17 protein-coding genes and 1 tRNA gene are annotated in these 17,397 nt (G+C 64.9%); 3 read left to right on the top strand and 15 right to left on the bottom strand.

Translation table 11 applies throughout. The features are described 5' to 3' along the window. Positions 1 to 18: 18 nt before the first annotated feature. The 11 genes from ACFFWD_RS38215 to ACFFWD_RS38165 all read right to left on the bottom strand — a co-directional run bounded on the left by ACFFWD_RS38215 (position 19) and on the right by ACFFWD_RS38165 (position 10,789). The gene (locus ACFFWD_RS38215; RefSeq protein WP_376974528.1) at positions 19 to 525 is read right to left on the bottom strand and encodes an RNA pyrophosphohydrolase; all 507 of its coding nucleotides are present in this window, start codon (positions 523 to 525) and stop codon (positions 19 to 21) included. 76 nt (positions 526 to 601) lie between these two features. Further along, positions 602 to 1,810, bottom strand: coding sequence for a divergent polysaccharide deacetylase family protein (locus ACFFWD_RS38210; protein ID WP_376974527.1), 1,209 nt, complete (start codon positions 1,808 to 1,810; stop codon positions 602 to 604). A gap of 158 nt (positions 1,811 to 1,968) precedes the next feature. Continuing rightward, positions 1,969 to 3,336 (bottom strand): S41 family peptidase, encoded by a 1,368-nt coding sequence (locus ACFFWD_RS38205; RefSeq protein ID WP_376974526.1) that lies wholly within the window; start codon positions 3,334 to 3,336, stop codon positions 1,969 to 1,971. Continuing rightward, entirely contained in the window at positions 3,333 to 4,691 is a 1,359-nt protein-coding gene (locus tag ACFFWD_RS38200) for a murein hydrolase activator EnvC family protein (protein WP_376974525.1), read from the bottom strand. Before ACFFWD_RS38200 ends, ACFFWD_RS38205 begins: the two co-directional genes overlap by 4 nt. A gap of 37 nt (positions 4,692 to 4,728) precedes the next feature. Next, positions 4,729 to 5,211: a 23S rRNA (pseudouridine(1915)-N(3))-methyltransferase RlmH gene (gene rlmH / locus ACFFWD_RS38195; RefSeq protein WP_376974524.1), complete on the bottom strand. Its 483-nt coding sequence runs from the start codon at positions 5,209 to 5,211 to the stop codon at positions 4,729 to 4,731. Between the two features lie 51 nt (positions 5,212 to 5,262). After that, positions 5,263 to 5,616: a ribosome silencing factor gene (gene rsfS, locus ACFFWD_RS38190; protein WP_376974523.1), complete on the bottom strand. Its 354-nt coding sequence runs from the start codon at positions 5,614 to 5,616 to the stop codon at positions 5,263 to 5,265. Between the two features lie 188 nt (positions 5,617 to 5,804). After that, positions 5,805 to 6,446: a nicotinate-nucleotide adenylyltransferase gene (locus ACFFWD_RS38185; protein ID WP_376974522.1), complete on the bottom strand. Its 642-nt coding sequence runs from the start codon at positions 6,444 to 6,446 to the stop codon at positions 5,805 to 5,807. A 28-nt stretch (positions 6,447 to 6,474) separates the two neighbouring features. Then, positions 6,475 to 7,764 (bottom strand): glutamate-5-semialdehyde dehydrogenase, encoded by a 1,290-nt coding sequence (locus ACFFWD_RS38180; protein ID WP_376974521.1) that lies wholly within the window; start codon positions 7,762 to 7,764, stop codon positions 6,475 to 6,477. 164 nt (positions 7,765 to 7,928) lie between these two features. Next, the gene (gene proB, locus ACFFWD_RS38175) at positions 7,929 to 9,071 is read right to left on the bottom strand and encodes a glutamate 5-kinase (protein ID WP_376974520.1); all 1,143 of its coding nucleotides are present in this window, start codon (positions 9,069 to 9,071) and stop codon (positions 7,929 to 7,931) included. Positions 9,072 to 9,145: 74 nt separating this feature from the next. Then, a complete protein-coding gene (obgE, locus tag ACFFWD_RS38170) occupies positions 9,146 to 10,195 on the bottom strand; it encodes a GTPase ObgE (RefSeq protein ID WP_376974519.1) in 1,050 nt (349 codons plus the stop codon). 114 nt (positions 10,196 to 10,309) lie between these two features. Further along, on the bottom strand, positions 10,310 to 10,789 hold the full coding sequence (locus tag ACFFWD_RS38165) for a MaoC family dehydratase (RefSeq protein WP_376974518.1): 480 nt from the start codon (positions 10,787 to 10,789) through the stop codon (positions 10,310 to 10,312). 183 nt (positions 10,790 to 10,972) lie between these two features. Here ACFFWD_RS38165 and ACFFWD_RS38160 point away from each other — a divergent pair, with 183 nt between their 5' ends. Then, a complete protein-coding gene (locus ACFFWD_RS38160; protein WP_376974576.1) occupies positions 10,973 to 11,887 on the top strand; it encodes a DMT family transporter in 915 nt (304 codons plus the stop codon). Positions 11,888 to 12,028: 141 nt separating this feature from the next. Here the strand turns inward: ACFFWD_RS38160 and ACFFWD_RS38155 are convergent, their stop codons facing one another. From ACFFWD_RS38155 to rplU, 3 genes are all read right to left on the bottom strand, one after another. Further along, positions 12,029 to 12,625: a GNAT family N-acetyltransferase gene (locus tag ACFFWD_RS38155; RefSeq protein WP_376974517.1), complete on the bottom strand. Its 597-nt coding sequence runs from the start codon at positions 12,623 to 12,625 to the stop codon at positions 12,029 to 12,031. Positions 12,626 to 12,794: 169 nt separating this feature from the next. Continuing rightward, positions 12,795 to 13,064, bottom strand: coding sequence for a 50S ribosomal protein L27 (gene rpmA / locus ACFFWD_RS38150; RefSeq protein WP_376974516.1), 270 nt, complete (start codon positions 13,062 to 13,064; stop codon positions 12,795 to 12,797). A gap of 90 nt (positions 13,065 to 13,154) precedes the next feature. Next, positions 13,155 to 13,631 (bottom strand): 50S ribosomal protein L21, encoded by a 477-nt coding sequence (gene rplU, locus ACFFWD_RS38145; protein WP_376974515.1) that lies wholly within the window; start codon positions 13,629 to 13,631, stop codon positions 13,155 to 13,157. Positions 13,632 to 13,966: 335 nt separating this feature from the next. Between rplU and ACFFWD_RS38140 the strand changes: the two genes are divergently transcribed. Further along, a complete protein-coding gene (locus ACFFWD_RS38140) occupies positions 13,967 to 15,106 on the top strand; it encodes an ROK family protein (protein WP_376974514.1) in 1,140 nt (379 codons plus the stop codon). 201 nt (positions 15,107 to 15,307) lie between these two features. On the opposite strand, the gene ACFFWD_RS38135 is transcribed toward ACFFWD_RS38140, so the two are convergent. Then, on the bottom strand, positions 15,308 to 16,171 hold the full coding sequence (locus tag ACFFWD_RS38135; protein ID WP_376974513.1) for an alpha/beta fold hydrolase: 864 nt from the start codon (positions 16,169 to 16,171) through the stop codon (positions 15,308 to 15,310). A gap of 212 nt (positions 16,172 to 16,383) precedes the next feature. Here ACFFWD_RS38135 and ACFFWD_RS38130 point away from each other — a divergent pair. After that, positions 16,384 to 16,473, top strand: a tRNA-Ser gene (locus ACFFWD_RS38130). Positions 16,474 to 17,397: the final 924 nt, after the last annotated feature.

Raw genomic sequence — 17,397 nt, 5'->3', positions numbered from 1 at the left:
GGCAGTGGTCGCGCGTCGCTATTCGGTCGCCAGCGGCGCGAATTCCTTCACGACGCGCTCATAGACCGGGCGTTTGAACGGCACGATCAGACCGGGGAGGTTCTTCATCGGCTCCCAGCGCCAGGTGACGAACTCGGCCTTGTGTCCGCCTCCGCCGGGATTGGCGACGTTGATCTCGTTGTCCTTGCCGGTGAAGCGCAACGCGAACCACTTTTGCCGCTGGCCGCGATAGCGGCCCTTCCAGGCGCGACCGGCGACGGTGCGGGGGATATCATAGATCAGCCAGTCGGCGACCTCGCCGAGCTTCTCCACCGATCTGACGCTGGTCTCTTCGTAGAGCTCGCGCTTGGCGGCCTGAAACGTGTCCTCGCCGGGATCGACGCCGCCCTGCGGCATTTGCCACACATGGCTCTCGTCGACATGCTCAATGCCGCCGGCGCGGCGCCCGATGAAGACCAGTCCGGCCGCGTTGAGCAGCATGATGCCAACGCAGGTCCGATAGGGCAGGTCCTCGTAACGTGCCATGCCGTCGCTACCTCACACACCTTCTAAGCTGCCGACTCGGCCCAGCGGGGATGGAGTCGCGCCAACAGATTGATCTTTAGCCCGATTTTGATTTCAGCATCGCCGTTGTCAATGGCACAAGCATGATGCCGTGGGAGTCCAGCGTCTTGATCCAGGCCGAGAGCCGCTCGATCGAGACCGGCAGCGCCGAGGCGACGCCCACGGCCGTGCCGCGTTCCTTGGCAAGCGTCTCCAGTTTCACCAGCGTGCGGTCGATTTCGGCCGATGTCGGCACCGCATCGATGGTGAAATCGGCCTTGGCAAACGGCATCGCCTGCCCCGCGGCGAGGGACGAGGCGACGCTGCGCGGGGTGGAACCATCGTCGAAAAAGCCGAGGCCTCGCTTGGCCGCCTCGCGGACGATCGGCTGCATCACCGGGTCGGTGGCGACGAAGCGGGCGCCCATGAAGTTGGCGATGCCCGCATAGCCCTGCAAACGGCTAAGGTGCCAATAGAAGCGGTCGAGATTTTGCTCCCCGCTCAGCGACGTCAGCAGGGTCTGCGGCCCCGGGTCGTTGTCGGGATAATCGAACGGTTCCATCGGGATCTGCAGCAGGATCTCGTGGCGCTGCGCGCGGGCGCGTTCGGCGAGCTTTCCGGGGTCGGCGCCATAGGGCGTGAATGCCAACGTTACGGCGGACGGCAGCTTCATGATCGCATCGGCGGTCTTTGCCGCGCCGACGCCGAGGCCCCCCACCACGATCGCGACAACGGGCATCCTGGCGGCCTTGGCGCGGTCCGCCTCGGCAGCATAGACCGTGAACGGCTTCAGGCCGTCAGCGACCACCGGGATCATGCCGTAGCGGGTCTTTTCAAGCAGACGCTGGTCGACGCCGGTCATCATGGGGGCGGGGGTGTCCCCATCGGACTTGTCGGCGGCATCGCCCGCGCCGATCACCACGTCCTGGCGCTTGCCGCTGGAGCCGTCGATGATGGTGACGGTCTTGGCATCGCCAGCGGTGGCCGGCGACTTGGATGCGGCCTTGGCGGCCGGTTCGGCATGGCCGGGCGGGGTCTGCTTCTCGGCCGGCGCTGATGTCTCCACCTTGCGGAGCGCGATGTGGGCGATCGGCTCGCCGCCAAGCGGATTGTCGTTGAACAGGGCAATCCCGCCGAAGGTGACCAGGATCAGGCCGAGCAGCACCGCGAGCGCCTGCATCGCCGTGAACGGCAGGCGGAAGCGGCGCGTCTTGCCCCCCGTCCCCTGCCCGAGCGGCGTGCTCAGTTCGTCGGCCGCCTCTGCCATCATCCTCCCCGAATCAACAGTGCGAACGATAGCACGGCGCGGCGCGTTCCCACCCGCGCCGGCGGCCCGTCAAAGCACGGTTAGAGGGGAGATGTCTTACCCCACAAGCAAAAAGGGCGGCCCGGAGGCCGCCCTTCTCGTCAAACTGATATTGCGGGTCAGTTGGCGGCCTTGTTGGCCGGCTTGTCGACCGCGGCCTTGTCGCCGGTTGAGCCGGGCGTCGGCGCCGAGCTGGCGGTCGACTTGATGCCGTGCAGGAGGTCGTCGGCCATCTTCAGCGCCTTGTCGTCCTTGGCATCCGGCGGCACGTAGGACTGCGAGCCGGTCTTCTCGTCGCCGTCGTTCTTCAGATGGCCGCGGAGCGAAGCTTCGCCCTTGGTGTCGGTGCGCGCCTTCAGCTCGTCCGGCACGTCCTGCAGCACCTCGATGTCGGGCACGATGCCCTTGGCCTGGATCGACTTGCCCGACGGGGTGTAGTAGCGCGCCGTGGTCAGGCGCAGCGCGCCGTTGCCCGAGCCGAGCGGGATGATGGTCTGCACCGAGCCCTTGCCGAACGAGCGGGTGCCGACCAGCGTCGCACGCTTGTGGTCCTGCAGCGCGCCGGCGACGATTTCGGAGGCCGAGGCGGAGCCACCGTTGATCAGCACGATGACCGGCTTGCCCTTGGTCAGGTCGCCCGGATGGGCGGCGCGGCGCTGGGTTTCCTCGGCGTTGCGGCCGCGGGTCGAGACGATCTCGCCGCGCTCGAGGAACGCATCCGACACGGTGACCGCCTCTTCGAGCAGGCCGCCCGGGTTGTTGCGCAGGTCGATGATGTAGCCCTTCAACTTGTCACCGATCTGGCTCGAGAGATTGGCGATCTCCTTCTTCAGGCCTTCGGTGGTCTGCTCGTTGAAGGTGGTGATGCGGATATAGGCGATGTCGTCAGCCTCGACGCGGGCGCGCACCGAGCGGACGCGGATGTTGTCGCGCACCAGCGTGACGTCGATCGGATTGTCCTGGCCCTTGCGGATGATCTTGAGCCGGATCTTCGTGTTCACCGGACCGCGCATCTTCTCGACGGCCTGGTTGAGGGTGAGGCCCTGCACCGCTTCGTCGTCGAGCGTGGTGATGATGTCGTTGGCCATGATGCCGGCCTTCGAGGCCGGGGTATCGTCGATCGGCGAGACGACCTTGATCAGTCCGTCTTCCATCGTGACTTCGATGCCGAGACCGCCGAACTCGCCGCGGGTCTGCACCTGCATGTCACGGAAGCTCTTGGCATCCATGTAGCTCGAGTGCGGATCGAGGCCGGACAGCATGCCGGAGATCGCGGATTCCACCAGCTTGCTGTCGTCGGGCTTCTCGACATAGTCGCTGCGCACGCGCTCGAACACGTCGCCGAACAGATTGAGCTGGCGATAGGTGTCAGAGGTCGCGGCGCGCGCGCTCGATCCCATCAGCACAGCGCGGGGCTGGGTGACGAAGAGCGTCAATGCCGCGCCGGCAGCGGCGCTGAGAAGGATTACAGAAGTCTTGCGCATCATCCGCGAACCTTTTCGCCTTCATTTGCGGCCCACCATGGACCTGGATCGATTGGAGTGCCGTCCTTACGGAACTCAACATAGAGCACGGGCTGGCTCGCATTGGTTGCGAGAATGGATGCGACTTGGGATGTCGACCCCATCGTCGCGACCGGCTCCCCCGTAAGTACAAACTGGCCGATGTTTACCGAAATGCGCTCCATCCCGGCGATCAGGACATGATACCCGCCCCCGGCATTGAGGATCAAGAGTTGTCCGTAGGAGCGGAAGGGGCCAGCGTAAACAACCCAGCCGTCACACGGGGTTGTGACCTGAGCCCCCGCCTTGGCTGCCAAAGAAATGCCTTTTTGTACGCCGCCTGCGCCGTCGGAACCGCCAAAATCGCGAATCTTGGTGCCATTGACGGGGTACGAGAACAGGCCCTTGGCCGAGGCGAAGGCGACCGCCGGGCTGAGCCGGGCCGGGTCCTTGAACGCCCCCAGATTGGGCTTGCCGTTCGGAGCAGCCGGCGCGCCCTGGAGGTTGGCGGTGGCGGCCGCCTTGGCGGCGCTCTTCAGGTCCTGCTCCATCTTGGCGATCAGGCCCTGCAGGCTGTCCACCTGCTTCGACAGCGCAATGGCGCGGGCACCTTCCGCCTCCATGTCCTTTTCGGCGGCGCTCTGTTGCCGCTGCCGTTCGTCGACCAGGGCCGCGAGCCGGGTCTGGTCCTCTCTCAACTTGTCGCGATCGCGTGCCAGCGCGTCGCGCTCGGTCGAAATCGTCTTGCGCAGCTCGACCAGTTCGCCGAGATCGGTGACGAGCCGCTCGGCGCGGCCGCGCAATTCCGGCACTACTGCGCCGAGCAGCATCGCGGTGCGCAGCGACTGCAGCGCATCCTCGGGCCGCACCAAAAGCGCCGGCGGCGTGCGCCGGCCTGCGCGCTGGAGCGCGGCGAGCACTTCGACGATCTCGGCGCGGCGCGAATCCAGCGACGACCGGATCTCGCGCTCGCGGCCGTCGAGCGGCTGTAGCCGCGCTTCGGCGGCACCGATCCGCGTTTCGACGCTGCGCACCTGGCCCGCGATATCGATGATCTGCTGATTGAGCTTGCTGCGGTCCTGGCCGATCGCCGCGATGTCGGCCTTCAGCTTTTCCTGCAACTCGGTTGCCTTGCGCTGCTGCTCGCGCGCAGCCTCGAGCTCCTGCTCGCGCTGCTTGATGGCGTCGGGCGACGTTGCGGCGGCCTGTTGCGCCGGCGGCGCGGCTTGCGCGTACGCTGGCGTCAACGGCGTCGCTGCGAGCAGGCCGATCGAGAACGCTGCGAGCCGTCGGCGACGGACGACGTCGAGTCGCGAAGCAATGTCCCGATTGTGCTGCATCCAGTTTATATCAGTGTTCGTCGGTTCGCCGCCAAGTTCAGGCGCGGTGATAGGGGTGGCCGGCAAGAATGGTCGCGGCCCGATATATCTGTTCCAGAAGCATGACGCGGACCATTTGATGCGGCCAGGTCGCCGAGCCGAACGCAATGCGCAGTTTAGCCGTGCGCTGCAATTCAGGCGAAAGTCCGTCCGCACCGCCGATCACGAAGACAGTATTTGCTACTCCCTCGTCGCGCCAGCGGCCGAGCTGCTGGGCGAAGCTTGTGCTGTCGACACTCTTGCCACGCTCGTCGAGCGCCACGAGCACATATTCCTTCGGGATCAACGCCGAGATCGCGTGCGCCTCTTCGGCGATTCGCGCAGCCGCATCGCGCGCGCGGCTTTCCGCAATTTCATGGATGTCGAGGCCGCGAAAGCCGAGCTTGCGGCCGATATCGTCGAAGCGCGCGCGATAGCGCTCGGCAAGCTCCCGTTCCGGACCTTGCTTCAGGCGGCCGATGCAGATCACGACAAGTCGCATCAACGCAGATTAACTGCGCCGCAGCCGATTCGCATCGGCTTCGAACCCCCCTTAGACCGCCGCGACCGCCGAGTTCTGAGCCCACAACCGCTCGAGATTGTAGAACTCGCGCACCTCGGGTCTGAACACGTGCACGATCACGTCGCCGGAATCGATCAGCACCCAGTCGCAGTTGGACATACCTTCGACGTGGACGCCTTTGACCCCGTTTTCCTTCAGGCCCTTCGTGACATTTTCCGCGATCGCGCCGACGTGCCGGTTGGCCCGGCCCGAGGTGATGATCATGTAGTCGGAATATGCCGATTTGCCGCGAAGGTCGATTGTGACCGTTTCTTCCGCCTTCATGTCGTCGAGGCGGGAGAGGATCATATTCAGCGTCTTGTCGGCGTCGGGTTGCGCCTTCAAGGCCGCGGTTTTCGTCGATGTTTTACGCGCAGTCTTGGGAACCTTGGGTAAAACAGACTTTGACAATACAGATGTGGCCAGGGACCATTCCTTTCACTGTATCGCGAGGGCCGAATCCTCGGCGCCCGCCGACCATACTACGCATGTGGGGTTAATGGTTTCAATATTCCAGTAACCCTTTTTGCACTTCACGCCGTCCTCCAGCTCCCGTCCGGGTTCCGAAGGCCGGTCGAAGACAGATTGGATTTCATCCCGGTGAGGAAAACCCAAGCCGGTGCGCGCTGGTCGGCGAGGCGAGTCGCCTGATTTTCGGGCATGCGGTAGCGCGCAAGCGCCTGTGCCGCCGGTGCGGCGAGGGCGCGGAAACTCTGCGGCGGTCGGTCGATCACGGCAATCGGCACATCCGAGGCGATGCGCCGCCAATCCTTCCAGCGATGGAACTGCGCGAGGTTGTCAGCGCCCATGATCCAGACAAAGTGCACACCGGAGACGCGGCGGCGCAAGTGGATGATCGTGTCGACAGTGTAGCTGACACCAATGACAGCTTCGAGACAACTGATGTCGATGCGGGGATCGTCCGCCACCCGCCGCGCGGCCTCGGCGCGCTCGGCGAGCGCATGCAGGCTGTCGTGATTTTTCAACGGATTGCCCGGCGTCAGCAGCCACCAGACACGGTCAAGCTGCAGCCGCTTGATCGCGAACTGGCTGATGGCGCGGTGCGCCGCGTGCGGCGGATTGAACGAGCCGCCGAGCAGTCCGACGCGCATGCCGTTGGTGTAGAACGGAAGCGCTCGGGCGGTTGGTTGCTGCGCGGTCGAAGCTTGCTGCAATGGCTCTACCGCGCGCGTCGGGGGAGGATCACGGCCGCGTCTGTCCGGTGCCGTGGACGCGATATTTGAAGCTCGTCAGCTGCTCGGCACCGACCGGGCCGCGGGCGTGGAATTTGCCGGTCGCGATCCCGATCTCGGCGCCGAAGCCGAACTCGCCGCCGTCGGCGAACTGCGTCGATGCGTTGTGCAGCACGATCGCGGAGTCGACTTCACTCAGGAACTTCTCCGCGGCCCTAACATCCTCGGCCACGATCGAATCGGTGTGATGCGAGCCGTGATCGTGGATATGCGCGATCGCCGCATCGACGCCGTCGACGACGCGTGCGGCGATGATGGCATCGAGATATTCGGTGTCCCAATCATCCTCGGCTGCCGGCTTCACGCGCGCATCGACCTTTTGCACGGCATCGTCGCCGCGCACCTCGCAGCCGGCGTCGAGCAGCATCTCGACCAGCGGCTTCAGGCTCGTCGCAGCGCTGGCGCGATCGACCAGCAGGGTCTCGGCCGCGCCGCAGACGCCGGTGCGGCGCATCTTGGCATTCAGCACGATGGACTTCGCCATGTCGAGATTGGCGGATCGATCGACGTAGACGTGGTTGACGCCTTCGAGATGCGCGAACACGGGCACGCGCGCTTCTGTCTCGACGCGCGCGACGAGGCTCTTGCCTCCGCGCGGGACGATGACGTCGATGCCGCCATTGAGGCCCGACAGCATCAATCCGACCGCCGCGCGGTCGCGCGTCGGCACCAGCGTGATCGCGGCCTCGGGCAGGCCGGCCTCGCGCAGGCCCTGCACCAGGCATTCATGGATCGCACGGCAGGAGCGGAAGCTGTCGGAGCCGCCGCGCAGGATCACCGCGTTGCCCGACTTCAGGCACAGCACGCCGGCGTCGGCCGCGACGTTGGGGCGGCTCTCGAAGATCACGCCGATCACACCGAGCGGCACGCGCACGCGCTCGATCGTCATGCCGTTCGGCCGCTGCCAGCTCTCGGTGACGGCGCCGACCGGATCGGGAATCTCGCGCACGGTGGCGACGCCGTCGGCCATACCGTCGATGCGCGCCTGCGTCAGCGTCAGGCGGTCAAGGAACGCCGCGGTCGTGCCGCCGGCACGCGCCTCCGCGACATCCTCGGCGTTGGCCGCCAGGATCGCCGGCGCATGTTCGCGGATCGCGCGTTCGATCGCCGCCAGCGCACGGTTCTTCTGCTCCGGCGGCGCCAGCGCCAGCACGCGCGCCGCGGCGCGCGCCTTGGTGGCGAGGTCGGTCATCAGGGCGGTGAGATCGGCGTTGCCGTCGATCGCCTTCAGCGCGGTCATGGACGTCCCAGCTTTTGTTTGAGCATGATCTTCTCGGAAAACCGGTTTCCACTTTTCCGGATCATGCTCCTAAGGCCATGTTCTAGCATGGCAATTGAGGGGTGGCGAGGCGCGGAGCCGGCATGGCAGGTGGGCGGTAGGCCGTCCCGCGGTCGGCCAATGGCCTATTTGGCCGGAATGGTACCGGCCGGGCCCACAACTAGGTCGTCGCGATGGATCATCTCGGCGCGGCCGCTGATGCCCAGAATGGCCATCACGTCGGGCGAGGAGCGGCCCTTGATCTTCTCGGCGTCCTCGGCGTCGTAGGCAACGAGGCCACGGCCGATCTCATGGGTGTCAGGGCCGCGCACCACCACGGCATCACCGCGGGCGAACTGGCCGTCGACCCTAATGACACCGGCCGGCAGCAGGCTCTTTCCGGCGCGCAGCGCGTTCACCGCGCCGGCGTCGATAGTCAGCGTGCCCTTCGGCTCGAGCGAGCCTGCGATCCAGCGCTTGCGCGCGGTGACCGGGTTGGCCGGCGTCAGGAACCAGGTGCAGCGGCCGCCGTCGGCGATCGCCTGCAACGGATGCTCGATCTTGCCGGAGGCGATCAGCATATGCGTGCCCGCGGTGGTCGCGATCTTCGCGGCCTCGATCTTGGTGTACATGCCGCCGCGCGACAGCTCGGATTCGGCTGCGCCCGCCATCGCCTCGATCTCCGAGGTCACGCTCTCGACGATAGGGATCAGTTTCGCATCGGGGTTGGCGGACGGCGGCGCGGTGTAAAGGCCGTCGATGTCGGACAGCAGGACCAGAAGGTCAGCGCTCGCCATGGTGGCGACGCGGGCGGCAAGCCGATCATTGTCGCCGTAGCGGATCTCGTTGGTGGCGACCGTGTCGTTCTCGTTGATGACGGGCACCACGCGCCAGTCCAAGAGCTTTGCGATGGTCGAGCGCGCGTTGAGGTAGCGGCGGCGCTCCTCGGTGTCCTGCAGCGTGACGAGGATCTGCCCAGCGCCGATGCCGTGATGGCCGAGCACCTCCGACCAGATTCGCGCCAGCGCGATCTGTCCGACCGCAGCCGCCGCCTGGCTCTCTTCAAGCCTCAGCGCACCACGCGGCAATTTGAGGCGGCTGCGGCCGAGCGCGATCGAGCCCGACGACACCACCATGACCTCGCAGCCGTCCCTGTGCAGCCCGGCGATGTCGTCGACCAGCGCCGCAAGCCACGCCGCGCGCAGCTCGCCGGCCTGCGAATCGACCAACAGCGACGAGCCGACCTTGACGACGATACGGCGAAAATTCTTGAGCGCGGGGCGTTTCATGAGCTGGCTGGATCAAGCGAAGGTCGGAGGAAGCAATACGCGCCACAATGTGGCTTGGGAAGTGCAGGGGTTGTTCAGCCCTGCGGCACCGGCGTCGCCCACGGCTCCGCCAGGCCCTTGGCCTTGTGGGAGACCGGCGCCTCGCCGATCACCTCGACCAGCGCGCGCAACGCCTCCTGCACGCCTTGACCGGTGGCGCCGGAGAGCAACAGCGGGGTCTTCTTCGCCGCCCGCTTCAGCCGGTCCTTCTGCTTCTTCAGTTCGTCCGGCGTGACCGCGTCGATCTTGTTCAGCGCCACGATCTCGATCTTGTCGGCGAGATGGCCCTCATAGGCCTCGAGCTCGGTGCGCACGGTCTTGTAGGCCTTGCCGGCGTGCTCGCAGGTCGCATCGACCAGATGCAGCAGCACGCGGCAGCGCTCGACATGGCCGAGGAAGCGGTCGCCGAGGCCGGCGCCCTCATGCGCGCCCTCGATCAGGCCGGGAATGTCGGCGAGCACGAATTCGCGGCCGCCATAGTCCACCACGCCGAGCTGCGGGTGCAATGTGGTGAAGGGATAGTCGGCGATCTTCGGCCGCGCTGCGCTGACCACCGAGAGGAAGGTCGATTTGCCGGCGTTGGGCAGGCCGACGAGGCCGGCATCGGCGATCAGCTTCAGCCGCAACCAGATCCAGCGCTCTTCGCCCGGCGCGCCCGGATTGGCGTTGCGCGGCGCGCGGTTGGTCGATGATTTGAAATGCGCGTTGCCGAAGCCGCCATTGCCGCCCTTCGCCAGCACGAACTTCTCGCCGAGCTCGGTGAAGTCGTGCAGCAGCGTCTCGCGATCCTCGTCGAACACCTGGGTGCCGACCGGCACCTTCAGCACGACGGACTTGCCGTTGGCGCCATGGCGGTCCTTGCCCATGCCATTGCCGCCCTTCGGCGCCTTGAAGTGCTGCTGGTAGCGGTAGTCGATCAGCGTGTTCAGTCCGTCGACGGATTCGATGATGACGTCGCCGCCGCGGCCGCCATTACCGCCCGAGGGGCCGCCGAACTCGATGAACTTCTCGCGCCGGAACGCGACGCAGCCGTTGCCGCCGTCGCCCGAGCGAATATAGACCTTGGCTTCATCGAGGAATTTCATGATCCGCCCTAGTTAGGCCAGGGGGGGCGATGCGGCAACCCCAGGACGTCGGGACTTTGCCGAGAAGCCTTAATTTTCGGGCCTTTTTGCGGCCCGAGGGGCCCGGATCAGCGGCTAGGCGGGCCGGCGTCGCACCAAGAACTTCTGGGTCCCCTCCAGCACCAGCTCACGGCGCTGGTTGTGCACGGTCGAGCGCAGCGTCACCACGCCGGTGCTGCGGCCGGGCGCGAGCTCGATCACCTCAAGCGCCGGGTAGATGGTGTCGCCGGCGTAGACCGGCTTGAGGAACTTGCAGGACTGCTCGAGGAAGCCGACCAGCGACTCCTCGACGATGTAGGGAAACAGCCCCGCGCCGGGCGCGGTGTGCACCAGCGTCTGGAAGCCATGTGCGAGCAGGTCGGGCATGCCGCGGGCGCGACAATATTCGACGTCGTAGTGGATCGGATGGGTGTCGCCGCTCGCGGTCTGGAATGCGGCGAATACCGCCGAGGTTTGGGTCCGGCTCGGAATCACGAAGCGCTCGCCGAGCACGAAATCCTCGAACCAGCGTTGTGCTTGCACCATGCGATGCTGGGTGGGGTCGAACTCGGTCATCCGGCGTTTCCTGCGTTGCTTTTTGAACGGCTGACCAACCGGTAGCGCAGGCGCCGGACTGCGACAATTGGGGCGATTCGCAACCCTCGGGGTTGTCCTGCGCATCCATGCCGGTAAAACCAGATGGCAAAGAGACACCGCCTGCTCACGCGCGGCGACAACGAGCAACAAACAACAAGCAAGATGAGCCTGTTCGCAAAACTGTCCTCCTACGACGATCGGTCCGCGCGGCTCGCCGGCATCGGGCTGATGCTGCTGTCGATCTTCATGTTCTCGTTCGGCGATGCGATGGGCAAATTCATCGTCGCGACCTATTCGGTCGGGCAGCTGTTGTGGCTACGCGCCTGCGCCGCGCTCATCGTATTGCTGCCGATCGTGTGGCGGCAGCGTGCGGAATTTGTCCATCTCGAGCGGCCATGGCTGCAATTGCTGCGGGTGACGCTGTCGACGCTGGAGGTCGCGGCGTTCTTCCTCGCCACCGTCTATCTGCCGCTTGCTGATGTCATCACCTATTACCTCGCAGGCCCGATCTTCGTCACCGCGCTGTCGGGCATCGTGCTCGGCGAGCATGTCGGCTGGCGGCGCTGGACCGCGATCCTGGTCGGCTTCTGCGGGGCGTTGATTGCGCTCAGGCCGTCAGCGCAGACGTTCAGCTGGCCCGCGATGATCGCGCTTGGCGGGAGCCTGTCGTTTGCCGTGCTGATGCTGATCACCCGCTCGCTACGGTCGACGCCCGACATCGTGCTCGCGACGTCGCAGTTCGGCGGCACGTTCATCCTCGGCGCGGCGCTGTCGCCGTTCGGCTGGGTGACGCCGAGCGCCGGCAGCCTCGTGCTGTTCGCCACCGCCGGTCTGATCTCGGTCGCGGCGCTGCTGTGCGTCAACCGCTCGCTGAAGCTCGCGCCGGCGAGCGTCGTGGTGCCCTACCAATATTCGATGATCGTGTGGGCGGTGATCTTTGGCTTCGTCGTGTTCGGCGACGTGCCGTCCTGGGCCACGATCATCGGCGCCGCGATCATCATCGGCGCCGGCCTCTACATCTTCCTGCGCGAGCAGAAGCTCGGAAGGGAAGAGCCGGTGGTGAATCCGCCGGTGTAAGGCTGTTCGGCAATTCGTCATTGCGAGCCACCCGGTCGGCGCGAAGCGCCGCCGGATGACAGGCTCCGCGAAGCAATCCACGGTGCCGCATGCGGTGAAATGGATTGCTTCGTTCGCTTTGCTCCTCGCAATGAGGCGGACCTATCCGGCGCGCCGTGTCGAATGGCCCCAGTTCTTCAGCGACGACCAGACGCTGCGCGACAGGCGGAAGCAGTCGACCGGGGTCGACGAGCCCAGCGCCTCGAAGCGGTGCAGCTCGACGCCGCTCCACTGGAAGCCGCACTTCTCGAGAATGTTGCGCGACGACGGGTTGGTGACGCGGGCGCCTGAGATCAGCTGGTCGAGGGCGAATTCCTCGAAGAAGTAATCGATTGCCGCGCGCGCGGCCTCGGTGCCAAAACCCTGGCCCCAATGCTCGACGCCGAGCCAATAGCCGAGCTCCGGCGTGGTCTCCTCGCGCCAGTTGATGCCGACCATGCCGATCGGCGTGTGATTGTTCTCGATCAGGAACACGGTCTCGCGCCCGCCCTCGGCCAGCGCCCGCACGAAAGCGATGGCGTCGTCCTGGGTATAGGGATGCGGCAGGCGGCGGGTGTTCTCCGCGATGCGACGATCATTGGCGAGCCGCGCAATTGCTTTTACGTCCGCGAGCGTCGGCTTGCGCAATGTCAGCCGTTCGGTCTCGAGGACGCAAGCTCTCGCCTCGCGCAAGGTCGGGGTTGGAATCTCCTGCAGCATGTCGGGCTCCTGTGATGCGAAAAAACGATACGCAACGCTTGGAACGTTGGGCGTGATCGAAGCCGAACACGCGCAACAAAAAGGGGAGGCCGGTTATCCCGCCTCCCCTGGAGCCCTTTTCGACTCCGCCGGTTCAACAGGACCCGGCGGACTCGGATGTGTCCACCGTCTATTCGGCCGCTTCCGCCATCGGGATAACCGATACGAATGTGCGGCCGTTGGCTTTGGCACGGAACTCGACATGACCCTCGACCTTGGCGAAGAGAGTATGGTCGGTGCCCATGCCTACATTAAGGCCGGGATGCCAGGTGGTGCCGCGCTGACGCGCGATGATGTTACCGGGAATGACGTGCTCGCCGCCGAACGCCTTGATGCCAAGGCGCTTGCCCTTGGAATCACGCCCGTTGCGCGATGAACCGCCTGCTTTTTTGTGAGCCATGGCTCGTCTCCGACTTCGCTCGAATTCCTAGATCAATTCCTTGACGGAATCACTTCAATTCTGGTCACGCTAACGTTTGCAGCGTGACGATCACTTCTTCTCGCTCTTGGCCGCGGCCTTCTTGGCCGGAGCCTTCTTCGCGGCCGGTGCCTTGGCGGACGCCTTCTTCTTGGCCGCCTTCGGCGCTGCGTCCTCGCCCTCGGCGGGAGCTGCGACCTTTTCCTTCTTCGGCCGCGGGCCGACGGTCGGCTTGGCGTTATCGGCGAGGATCTCGGTGATGCGAAGCACCGTGAGCTCGTCGCGATAGCCGCGCTTGCGGCGTGAATTCTTGCGGCGACGCTTCTTGAACGCGATCACCTTGGGGCCGCGCTTGTGCTGCAGCACCTCGGCCGCAACGGACGCGCCTGCCACGGTGGGCGTTCCCAATACCGGCGTGTCACCGCCGAGCACCAGAACTTCGCCAAGCTGCACGATCGTGCCGACGTCGCCGGCGATCTTGCCTATCTCGAGTACATCATTCGGAACGACACGGTACTGCCGGCCGCCGGTCTTGATGACTGCGAACATCGTTTGATTCCTTCGTGTTCGGTCCCGGCCTCGGACGGATCGCCCGGGTCGGCTTTTTGTTCAGTCGCTATGGGTTACGATTTTCGCGCGAAGGGAACGAATTCCCGCATGACTCGCGCAAAAACAAGCGGCGCGAGAAATCCTCGCGCCGGATGGGCGGGACTTATAGCCGCAAACGTCGGGGAGTCAAGGCAAGATAGGGCAAAAACCGGCCATAAATGAAGGATTTGGCGCCATTTTGGTCCCGTCGCCGCCGCCCGCCGCCCCTCCGAGGCATGAAACCAACGGGTTCCGCATCCGTTGTCCCTCGAACCTCCACCCGGGCAGAGGGGCATATGGCCGACGACATTGCAACAACCACGGGCATCGCCCGCCACGGCGCCTCGCGGCTGCCGTCGGTCGATATCGACAGTTTCAACCTCGAGCTCAAGGACGAGGACGGGTTTCTCGGCGACCGCGCCTCCAAGGGCGCGTTCCGCAAGATCCTCGATCACTGGCGCAAGCCCTTGCGCAAATCGGGCGCGGACCCGTTCGGCGACGAACCGTCGGACAAGATCAGCAAGAAGACGCTGGACGCCATGCTGGTCGGCGACGACACCGAGGCCTCTGCCGTCGTGCACAGCGCGATCGAGGAGTTCGCGCAGGAGCTCGCCTATGTGACACGGCGCTTCCTCAAGACCAAGGCCTGGGCGAAGACCGAGCGCATCGTGGTCGGCGGCGGTTTTCGCGAGAGCCGGCTCGGCGAGCTCGCCATCGCGCGCACCGAGATCATCCTGAAATCCGAGGACTTCAAGGTCGACCTGGTGCCGATCCGCTTTCATCCCGACGACGCCGGCCTGATCGGCACGCTGCATCTGGCGCCATCATGGATCTTCGAGGCCCATGACAGCATTCTGGCGGTCGATATCGGCGGCACCAATATCCGTTGCGGCGTGGTCGAGACTCGCTGGAAGAAGGCGCCCGACCTGTCCAAGGCGTCCGTCTGGAAGTCCGAGCTGTGGCGCCATGCCGACGACGAGCCGACGCGCGACGGCGCGGTGAAGCGGCTGGTGAAGATGCTGAAGGACCTGATCGCCGCTACCGAGGCCGAGGGGATGAAGCTCGCGCCGTTCATCGGCATCGCCTGTCCCGGCGTCATCAAGGAAGACGGTGGAATCGAGAAGGGCGCGCAGAACCTGCCGGGCAACTGGGAGAGCAGCACCTTCAACCTCCCGGCGAGTTTGGTCGAAGCTATCCCCGAGATCGGCGGCCACGATACCGCTGTCGTCATGCACAATGACGGTGTGGCCCAGGGGCTCGCGGAGGTCCCCTTCATGCAGGATGTCGAACGTTGGGGCGTGCTGACGATTGGAACCGGGCTCGGCAACGCCCGCTTTACCAATCGCAGGAAAGAGAACGGCAAGGACGAGAAGAAAGCCAAGGACGACGACGAGGCGGAAAAGAGCGAGAAAAAGGCCAGGAAAGCCAAGGCCTGAGGCTATCTCGCGGTTTACAAGCCGGGTTAAGGTTGACCGGTTAGGTTAAGAAACGGTTCGCGTTGCCGTTTCGGTGCCCGTTGCTACCGTGATCCAGTCGCTCCCGCTGGCCGGCGAAGCCGCACTTCCCGGCCAGCATTTTTTAAGCAGCGGCACGGGACCGCCAGTTTTTTTGTCGCGTCTGGCGGTCCCACCCAATTTCTACCTCCAATTGATCCGTTCGAAGAAGCCGGAAATTTCGGAGGCCGCACGATCGGGATCCTCGCGGTGTGGGAAGTGCCCGACATCGGGGAACACCTTGAGGTCGAGATCGGTGAAGGTCTCACCGAGGCGGTCGGTCCAGGCATAGGGAAACAGCGGATCGTGTTCGGCCCAACGGATGCAGGTCGGAGTTGCGATCGGCGGAAGCGCGGGCGCTTCGCCCTGCATCATCTTCACGCGCGCCGCATGCGCCGCCCGATAATGCGCAAAGCCGCCGGCGAGGTTGCCTGCCTTCAGGAAATTGTCGGTGAAGGCCTCGCGCACGTCGTCGAACGCAGCCTTGCGATGCGACCAGTTGCGCAGGAAATGCCCGATATAGAGGCGGCAATTCTCCCGCGTCGCGCCGACCAGCGCCGACGCCATCTCCATCTGATGGAACGACTGGTACCAGATGTGGTTCAGCCGGTCGGGCGTGGCCATCCGCACCCCGATGCCGGGATAGACGAAGTCGAAGAAGAACAGGCCGGCGAGTCGCTCCGGCGCCTTGCGGGCAAGTGGCTGCATCACCGCGCCGCCGACATCGTGGCCGACGATTCCGCACCTTTCGATGCCGAGCGCATCCAACAGCGCCAGCATGTCGTCGGCGTGCTGGTCCGGGCCGTAGGGGCCGTCAGGCTTGTCGCTGTCGCCGAAGCCGCGCAGGTCGGGGGCGACCAGCGTGAAGCGGGAGGCCAAGCGCGTCATCACCGGCTCCCAGGTCCGCCAGAATTCCGGCCAGCCGTGCAGCAGAAGCAGCGGCTTGCCGCCGCCGATCCGCGCAACGTGGAACGCCGCGCCGTTGGCTCGAACCGTCAGATGCTCCATTTGCAGGCTCCTCTTCTTGATTCGATTTGGCGTCCGATCGATCGCAACGCGGCTGCTAGTGCCTTGTTTCCACGCGTGTTCTTCGTGCCGTCCGATTCCGGTCATCGCCTTAGGACGCCATGACGGAAATATTATTGCAGCGCCTTGTCTGGCCCGCCATCCTCGCCTAGAACACGCCCCGACCGCGGGTGACGCAAATCACCTGCGCCACTGGAGAGGTGGCAGAGTGGTTGAATGCACCGCACTCGAAATGCGGCATAGGTGCAAGCCTATCGGGGGTTCGAATCCCTCCCTCTCCGCCACCCGCCTTCGCTAACGCTTCGGCGCGGCATGCCGCGACGGAACGTTTGCGAAGGCGGGTGCCGCGCCAAAGCTGCGCAGCAGCGACGGCGGGCCCCTTCGCTGGGACGCCGATGATCTTTGATCCACAAGTCAAACAGCGTGAGGGCATGACACCGCGTTCTCGCGACACGATTTGTCCGAGCTTTGCATCTTCGGCTGCCCTCCTGAAGTACAGAGGGCGCAGGGAAAGCCGGGTGCCGATTGCACCCATGGGCGGCGCCGATCGCACCCATGGGTCCCGTGCAACAAAAAGCACGGGGGTAGGACCACAGGTGTAACCGGAATCCCGGCTTTCCCTGCGCGATGGTTTTACGGCTTCCTTCGTGCTCTCCCCGGCGAGACCGGGCTTGTTTGTCACCGTCTTCGCAGGACGTTTCGCGTCTTGCGAGGAGACACCTGCCACTGGGGCGTCAGGACCACACGACTTCGCCGTCCGCATTGCGCGCACTCGTCAGTTGCCCGCTTCGCGTCCACCGCATCTCACCGCAACACTCGTGACGATCGCGACGCGCCCCTCAAGCGGGTGAGACGGGCGGATCATTACACTAATTTTCACTTACGATAAACCGAAATATTTTTGACGCGCAGGCTTGCGCCGTCGGGCAAATCAGTGGCATGGGCGCGCCCGTCGGCGCGGCATGCCCCGGTAACCTTAATTTTTCCTTTCGATTGTCGATAAAGTTTTATCGGTTATCCTGACGACAGTTGAGCGGTGTGACGAACCGCACGATGAGAGGCAGCGAAGAGCCGCGTGGCTTGACGACCTCGCCGAAATCGACGGGTGGGCAGAGCGCAGTGCCAGCCACCTTTCGGGCTGTCCGGCGGTTCCCGACAGGGCAAATCAATTCCTGAAGTGCTGTTGATTGCCAGGTTGCTGCGCATAT

Source organism: Bradyrhizobium erythrophlei (assembly GCF_042430365.1).
Taxonomy (GTDB): domain Bacteria; phylum Pseudomonadota; class Alphaproteobacteria; order Rhizobiales; family Xanthobacteraceae; genus Bradyrhizobium; species Bradyrhizobium erythrophlei.
This window is presented reverse-complemented; position numbering and strand designations above follow the sequence as displayed.